Genomic DNA, 6,403 nt, shown 5'->3' with positions numbered 1-6,403 from the left:
CAATACCATAGTGTCTTGTGAAACCCGCAAAATTGTTTTTTATGACCCAAATATCGTACTATCTTTAACTTCACTCGTAAATGGTTTAGACCTTCTGGAGCACCAGTGTGATCCAGTTTACATTTACAACGATTTTATTTATAAAATTGATGGCCTGAGTACTTCTATATTCTCAAAAATATTGGATCCTGAATTTTTTGTTGTAAATAATGGGAAATATCAAGTAGAAGAACAGCCAGGAAGGGTTGCTGCATTATTTCTGGATAAGAGGCGGATGTTGGAAGAGCAAATTACGGAAAAGAATACTATTCTATTTGAAAATGATAGATTCTTTCTTCCTAAAAATCTTCAGCTTTCAAAAATGGATTTAGCAATGTTGAAATGTGAGATGTATTTACTTAAAGAAAGGGCAAAACCTTCTAATAAAAGCGTGTAAAATATGACCCTAAATAATGAGCAAAACTTCTTTTGCCTGAAAGATAGGCTCGCCGGTAATTATGGATTGTACAACGGTATGATGGGCCTTTGCATAGCTTCATTTCAGCTTTTTAAGGTGTCGAACGTTGAGGCATGGCGTAATATTGGCATTGAACTACTTAAAGAAATAGAAAATAATATTGAAACGATTGAAAATCAGGATTTTGATTGTGGTTGGCTTGGGATAGGATGGGGTATAGAGCATTTATCTCAAAATGCTTTTATCCAGATTGATACAAATGAGGTATTGGAACAATTCGATGATGAAATATTTAATGCAATAGTTTTTACAAAATCGCCTGATATTTCACTTGGAAAAGGAACTATGGGACGATGTTTGTATTTATACAAACGACTTATTGCAAGGAATCAAGCCCCAATTCGATACCGACAAATTTGCCTTTTAGAGACTTTGGTACTGGCAATGGATGAGCTTTGTGATTATTTCCGGATTGATGAAGAATCGCTATTTATGCTAATCAGCGAAAAAGAAGGTATAAATCATTTATCTCAATGCATCGTTTTAATGACTAAAGTTTTAAGCGCAAAGATCAATACCACCAAGGTTAGGTCGTTGCTGCTAAAATTACTTAAATATCTATCCATACTTTCAAGGGAAGAAGAAAATATATTGAATTTAACTTACTTGCMGCTATGGCAATCCTATCATTTTGCAATTGAAAGATTAGGTTCACGGTTAGATTTTCTATGTTCGAAAGAAAAATTAGACAGAATCAAAGAATTTGATATAGATGGGGCAGATGTGAAGGCATGGAATAACGATATATATATATTACTTAATAGTATTCAGGACAAAAATGGGCAAGTGGATAATTCTACATGGCGAGAAGCATGGTTGAAAACAACTGATTTTTAATAAATTAACGTAGATTTAAATAAAATGGTGTAAGGGTCTCAGGCCATGATAAATAAGGTAACTTATGAATAATTTAGAGATCCATTAAATAAAAAACAATCTAAAAATGAAAAGATTAACGTTAAAAAAGAGCCAGTTTGGTTCTGGAGAGGTACTTTCAAGGTATCAAATGAAAAATGTTTTGGGCGGTGTTGAAAAGCCTACCACGACAAAATGTTTAGCGGACGATGCGAGCTGTGGATCTCTTACAGCCGCGTGTTGCCATCGTTGTGTTGGAAATAAGTGCTGGCCAAATGACCCCGTTTAGAAGGTAGTAAAATTGGAGCATATCTTTAATCTCCATTTTTCTTTCATCTCATTTGGATGAATTAGTATGTTCAATCACACAACAACAATATTTAGTGCGGGACAGGTTTATTGATCTACCGCACTAAATTCTCAACGTAACGTTTCAATATGAGATATCGACATTTAATCTTTTTCCTTCTAGTCTTCAACTTTGTTAAATTAAAATCTGCCTTGGCACAGGAAAAAAATATAGGGTACTTAGTTAATGGGGATATTAACAAGTTAGAAGGTAAGATATTCTTGTTAAAATATGGGGGTAGCGTGATAGATTCTACAACTGTTAAAAATCATCGGTTTAAGATTACGGGACATATTAAAGAGCCTTATTTATATGCACTTGTAAAAAAAAATGGAGATTTTTTGGCGACATTTGTACTAAAGGGAAATCCAATTGACTTGTCTGGTGATATTAAAACAGTCAAAATCTCTGGAGATAATGAACAAGAAATCGATAAAAAATGGATAGAAAGAACTACAATTTTTAATTCACGAAGAGATTCATTGCAGGGAATTATATCTAAAGATAGCTTAGCAAAAGATAAATTATCTCAAGTTGACGCAGATGAACTTGATTTTGTTAATCATGAGATTATTTCAAAGAATCCTAACAAATTCCTGAGCCTTCTATATTTGAAATTATACATTCGGAAATTTGATGTGGATACCGCCAGTAAATTGTTGAACAGCCTAAATACAACACTTCAAAATCAAGAATTAGGAAAGCTTATTTCAGCTAGAATAGCTTTTGAAAAACACAAGGTAAACAATTCTCCAAGTAATCAAGCTCCTTTGTTTTCCATGAATGATAATGCAGATAATCTCATCAAATTATCTGATTATCGAGGGAAATATGTCTTTTTAAATTTTTGGGCAAGCTGGTGTATTCCCTGTAGACAGGAAAATCCTAGTTTAATTGGTATTTACAAGAAACTAGATAAAAGTAAATATGAATTCATTAGCGTTTCACTAGACAAAAATAAAGCAGATTGGTTAAGGGCGATCAAAGAAGATAAATTAGCTTGGGTTCAGGTCCGCGATGAAGCAGGGGCAGATTCAAAAGTATCTTGGGAATACAATATTAAAAGCATTCCTCAAAATTTTTTAATTGATCCAAACGGTAACATTATTTTTTCTGGCGATGAGTCGGTTAGATACCTTGAAAGTCTAATTAAACTTTAACAATGATTTTTTTGCCAAAATTCAATTCTTGAATTTATTTTAGACAAATTCTGAAATATCAATTGGTGAAATAATCTTATCTCCATGGTCTTGGGAATGCTTTCTATATTCCTCAAAATGATTTGGATTATCTGCGTTTGCACTGGTTCTGTAAATATCAAAGGTATCCCCCCAATTATAAATTAACGTCGACTCACCATCTTCATCAATATAAATATCATCAGAATTAATTAATGGATTTAACCATTTCAAATGTTGATCCGTAGTTGAAGGGAAAAAACCAAAACTTCTAATATGATCTGACTTCACAAAAATTGAAGGCTCTAAAGTGTTTTGGGCGTATTCTATGCCATCACAATTTTTAAAGAATGACCATGCTGGCTTGTAAGCTGTTTTGCCTCCCCGAATTAAACCCTTTACCCCCTCTGATAAATGATCTTCCAAAAAGATGTCATCATCGTCCCAAAAGACTATGACATCTGCATCATTTGGGATATAATTTAATGCGTCACTATAGATGGCGCCTAAACTTTTGAATGGTAGTTTGGTTTCGGGATCAATATTATTATTAACCAATGTTACTATACCAGGTTGGATATTGGGATTTAATGTCTGAATGACTTCGGAATTTTGGTAAATGAGCAAATGCTTATCAACATATTTTTGGTTTAAAAAAAGAGAAAGACTTCTTTCTGAGCAATAGTGTCTGCCACAAGTTGCCATTATAGCTGTGATTTTCATATAATTGAAAAGGTATTATTAAAAGTAATTAATTTTTTAGAAAGTATTTACTTGGCTAAATAATAAATAATGTTTGGAAATTTTGAATTTAGTTTTAGTTGTACTCTCAGTGTTTCGGTTTTATGCAGGATTCAATTTTAGATATAAAAGAGAATTGGATATTACTATAATTGGAGTATGAATTTTTTCACTGCAACTTTATTGTAATAATGTTGAGAATTAATTCAAAAAGAAAAGCTGTTGCTTATTTGATTTTTATAATTTCTATATTGCATAGGTTCGATTTTAGCCTTTGTTTGCAAGAATTCATAAACAATATTTTGATTATAATTTTTGTGTAAGGATAGTTAGCAGATTGGACAAAAGCTATCACAGATAAAGCACTAATTTTTGAAAACATTTACTTATTATAAGCAACCTGATCAGATGGATTGCGGTCCGACCTGCCTACGAATGGTAGCTAAACACTATGGCAAAAATTTTACGCTTCAACGGCTAAGGGCAATCAGTGGTATTAACCGAGAAGGTGTTTCTTTGTTGGGCATTAGTGAGGCAGCAGAAAAGATTGGTTTCCGTACTTTGGGCACTAAATTGACTTTAGGTCAATTGTTGGAAACAGAACTGCCAACGATCATACACTGGAATCAAGATCATTTTGTTGTACTCTATGGAATTAAAAAAGGTAAGTACCATGTTGCCGATCCGGGTAAAGGATTGACTGTTTATAGCCAGTCGGAATTTGTGAAGCGCTGGCTCAGTACTCATGATAATGAACATAGTCAAGGAATCGCTTTACAACTTTCTCCTACGCCATCTTTTTACGACCAGGCAGGAGATAAGAATAAAGGTCTTAATTTCAGTTTCTTAGCGCGTTACATATATCGCTACAAACAATTAATAGGACAACTCTTCATGGGATTAGCTGTAGGTACTTTGCTTCAACTTATTTTTCCATTTCTTACGCAGTCTGTGGTTGATATCGGCATCAATACTAAAAATCTTGATTTTATCTATATTATCTTAATTGCCCAAACTATGCTTTTTCTAGGGCGCTTGAGTGTAGATTTTATCAGGTCTTGGATACTTCTCCATATAAGTACTAGGGTAAATATTTCTATTCTGACAGATTTTCTCATTAAATTGATGAAACTGCCGATGAGCTTTTTCGATACAAAGATGACTGGCGATATCATGCAACGGATGAATGATCAACACCGAATAGAGTCTTTTTTAACAGGTTCAACGTTGAATACAATTTTTTCCATGTTCAATCTAGTCGTTTTTACCATCATTTTGGCCTATTATAACATTCATATATTTGTGATCTTTTTGATAAGTAGCGCATTATATTCACTTTGGGTTATGGCTTTTTTAAAACGGAGAAGAGATCTTGACATTAAACGGTTTGATATTTCAGCCAAAAATCAGAATAGTATAGTTCAGTTGATAGGTGGTATGCAGGAAATAAAATTGAACAACTGCGAGCAGCAAAAGCGGTGGGAATGGGAACATCTGCAGGCTGGCCTTTTCAGGTTCAGTATTAAAAGTTTATCGCTAGGGCAACTACAGCAAGCTGGTGCTTTCTTTATTAACGAAGGTAAAAATATCTTGATTACTTTTCTCGTGGCTAAGTCCGTAATAAATGGCGATTTGACCTTAGGAGGAATGATGGCAGTACAATATATTATAGGTCAGGTAAACAGCCCAATAGAGCAGTTGCTAGGATTTATACAATCTTTTCAAGATGCAAAAATCAGCCTGGAACGACTGAACGAAATCCATGAAATGGACGATGAGGAGCCTGTCAGCCAACAATTTCTTAAACAATTACCAAGTAACCAAAGCATTTCGGTTAATAATTTAAGCTTTACCTATCCAGGCGCGGGAAATGAACCAGTTCTTAAAAGCATAGACCTATCAATTCCTCAGGGCAAAACCACCGCCATAGTTGGGATGAGCGGTAGTGGAAAAACTACATTACTCAAACTCCTGCTTAGATTTTATACTCCTCAAAAAGGTGATATTAGAATAGGAGCTAGTTATCTTGATCAAATTAGCCATGGTTATTGGCGTAAACAATGCGGAACAGTTATGCAGGATGGTTTTATTTTTTCGGATAGTATTGCCAAAAATATTGCCGTGACTGATGAATATCCAGATACAAATAAGCTACAGCACGCTATCAAAATAGCAAATATTGAAGATTTAATTGATAGCCTACCATTAGGATTGAATACCAAAATTGGTGCTGAAGGCAACGGAATAAGTGCAGGACAGAAACAGCGAATTTTAATAGCACGAGCTGTTTATAAAAATCCAGAATATATCTTTTTCGATGAGGCAACGAATGCATTAGACGCCAATAATGAAAAGGTAATTATGGAAAATTTAAATGATTTTTTTCAAGGTAGAACGGTAGTTGTAGTGGCTCATCGCCTAAGTACAGTTAAAAATGCTGATAATATTGTGGTGCTGGATAATGGGATTATTGTAGAACAGGGAACCCATGAAGATCTTACAAAAAGTAAAGGAGAATACTACAGTTTGGTTAAAAACCAGTTAGAGCTTGGTAACTAATATAATTATAAAAATGCCAATAACACAAAAAAAAATATACCAGAATAGTGAAGAGGTAAATGAAATCATTAATGCTGTACCCAACTGGATTTTACGCTGGGGCATTACATTGATTTTTGCCGTTCTGGGTGGCATTATTTTGCTTTCGGCATTGATAGAATATCCTGATGTTGTCAAAACGAGTCTGAAGGTAAACTCGTTAAA

Annotated in this window: 5 protein-coding genes and 1 pseudogene; 5 read left to right on the top strand and 1 reads right to left on the bottom strand. The window is 34.0% G+C overall.

Annotated features, from left to right (window positions below):
• The 3 genes from AC1DPQ_RS14220 to AC1DPQ_RS14210 all read left to right on the top strand — a co-directional run.
• On the top strand, window positions 1-436 hold a 436-nt coding region (locus AC1DPQ_RS14220), incomplete at its 5' end, for a hypothetical protein (RefSeq protein ID WP_477609870.1).
• Window positions 437-439: 3 nt separating this feature from the next.
• Window positions 440-1,354, top strand: coding sequence for a lanthionine synthetase LanC family protein (locus AC1DPQ_RS14215; RefSeq protein ID WP_477609868.1), 915 nt, complete (start codon window positions 440-442; stop codon window positions 1,352-1,354).
• A gap of 519 nt (window positions 1,355-1,873) precedes the next feature.
• On the top strand, window positions 1,874-2,881 hold the full coding sequence (locus AC1DPQ_RS14210) for a redoxin domain-containing protein (RefSeq protein ID WP_477609866.1): 1,008 nt from the start codon (window positions 1,874-1,876) through the stop codon (window positions 2,879-2,881).
• A 39-nt stretch (window positions 2,882-2,920) separates the two neighbouring features.
• Here AC1DPQ_RS14210 and AC1DPQ_RS14205 read toward each other — a convergent pair whose 3' ends face one another.
• Window positions 2,921-3,622 (bottom strand): glycosyltransferase family protein, encoded by a 702-nt coding sequence (locus AC1DPQ_RS14205; RefSeq protein ID WP_477609864.1) that lies wholly within the window; start codon window positions 3,620-3,622, stop codon window positions 2,921-2,923.
• 390 nt (window positions 3,623-4,012) lie between these two features.
• On the opposite strand from AC1DPQ_RS14205, the gene AC1DPQ_RS14200 reads away from it, so the two are divergent.
• Window positions 4,013-6,199: a peptidase domain-containing ABC transporter gene (locus AC1DPQ_RS14200; RefSeq protein ID WP_477609862.1), complete on the top strand. Its 2,187-nt coding sequence runs from the start codon at window positions 4,013-4,015 to the stop codon at window positions 6,197-6,199.
• A gap of 13 nt (window positions 6,200-6,212) precedes the next feature.
• A pseudogene (locus AC1DPQ_RS14195) lies at window positions 6,213-6,403 on the top strand (HlyD family secretion protein); the annotation flags it as partial.

The sequence above is a fragment of the Pedobacter sp. 01T416_2 genome (assembly GCF_056398925.1).
The sequence above is the reverse complement of the archived record's forward strand: the minus strand, read 5'-3'. Positions and strand labels throughout refer to the sequence as shown.